The organism is Alcanivorax sp. HI0044 (genome assembly GCF_001634945.1).
On the sequence record NZ_LWEZ01001602.1, the window covers coordinates 1 to 1,653 of the forward strand.

Annotated in this window: 2 protein-coding genes and 1 pseudogene; all 3 read left to right on the top strand. The window is 59.2% G+C overall.

The genetic code is table 11. The features are described from left to right. On the top strand, nucleotides 1-401 hold a 401-nt coding region (locus A3730_RS24210; protein WP_304439532.1), incomplete at its 5' end, for a FimV/HubP family polar landmark protein. A gap of 178 nt (nucleotides 402-579) precedes the next feature. Next, on the top strand, nucleotides 580-1,383 hold the full coding sequence (gene truA, locus A3730_RS24215) for a tRNA pseudouridine(38-40) synthase TruA (RefSeq protein WP_063519951.1): 804 nt from the start codon (nucleotides 580-582) through the stop codon (nucleotides 1,381-1,383). Between the two features lie 73 nt (nucleotides 1,384-1,456). After that, a pseudogene (locus tag A3730_RS24220) lies at nucleotides 1,457-1,653 on the top strand (N-(5'-phosphoribosyl)anthranilate isomerase); the annotation flags it as partial.

Genomic DNA, 1,653 nt, shown 5'->3' on the forward strand with positions numbered 1-1,653 from the left:
CTGCTGCGGATGATGGCTCCCTGGAAGACCTGCTCGGCGATGACGACCTGAATCTGGATGACGATCAGACCTTGTCTTTCGATGCCCCTGAAGTGACTGACACTGAGGTCGCCGATGTGGAGGAGCCAACGGAAGAAGCCATGTCCATCGAGCCGGCTGCTGTGCCTGATGCTCCGGCGGATGACACCCCGGCGCCGTCCAGCGCTGACGTGTTGGCTGATGAGGATGACTTCGACTTCCTGGGTGAAACTGACGAGAACGCGACCAAGCTGGATCTCGCCAAAGCCTATATCGACATGGGTGATAACGAAGGCGCCAAGGATATCCTCAACGAAGTGATCTCTGAAGGTAACGACCAGCAGCAGTCCGAAGCCCGGGAGTTGCTCAGCCAAGTGGGCTAATCCCCCTCTCTCCCTAGGCAAAAAGGGGGCGATGCCTTATGGTATCGCCCCCTTTTTTTATGGCTTCTCCGTTCCCATCGATCGCTGAAGCCTGTGCCAATATTTCTGACGGGCACTGTGGGGAAGCCGCTGTTTGCGGTGAGCTGCGAAGAAGGCTTCTGTAACGACATGGTGGAACATGGCACGTATTGCGTTGGGTATTGAGTACGATGGCACGGGCTTTCGTGGCTGGCAGACACAGCAGCCCGGGGTGCGTACGGTCCAGGAGTGCCTGGAAGCGGCATTGAGCAAAGTCGCGAACCACCCGGTAGCCGTAGTGTGCGCGGGGCGAACGGACGCGGGTGTGCACGGTACCGGGCAGGTGGTGCATTTCGATTCCGATGCTCCCCGTGAGATGAAAAGCTGGATCATGGGCGCCAATACCAATCTGCCGCGGGACGTGACCGTACGGTGGGCGGTGCCGGTGGACGACGGGTTTCATGCGCGTTTTTCCGCGGTGAGCCGCCGCTACCGTTATGTCATCTATAACCATGCCCGCCCGCCGGCGCTGTATCGCAATCAGGTAACCTGGAATTACCGCCCGATGAATGTGGCCGCCATGCGCGAGGCGGCTGCGCACCTGGTGGGTGAGCACGACTTTACCGCCTACCGCAGCGTGCATTGTCAGGCAAAATCGCCATTGAAAACGATGCACAGCCTGACGCTCTACGAGCACGGCAAAGTGCTTGTGCTGGAAGCCCATGCTAACGCGTTCTTGATGCACATGGTGCGTAATATAGCCGGGGTGCTAATGAGCGTGGGAGCGGGCCAGAAGCCGCCAAGCTGGGCCAGGGAGGTTCTTGAGGGACGTGACCGCCGCAAAGGAGCAGCCACGGCACCGCCATTCGGCTTGTACCTGGTGGAAATCGAGTACCCGGACAGCTTTGCATTGCCGAAAGATTCGCTTGGGCCTCTGTGGCTACCGGATGACCTTCAGGCATAATGATTAAGAGCAGCACGCGGCATGCCTCAAGCACCACGCTAAAATCCCTGGTTTTTGTTACACTGGAGCACCCATGACCGTACCCCGGGTCAAAATCTGCGGTATTACCCGAATTGAAGATGCCCTGGCGGCGGCGAAGGCCGGTGCCGATGCAATTGGTCTGGTTTTCTATGGGCCCAGCCCCCGTGCAGTGACTGCGGCTCGCGCGGCGCAGATCTGCGCTAGCCTGCCCCCGTTTGTTACCACGGTGGCGCTTTTTGTGGATGCCCC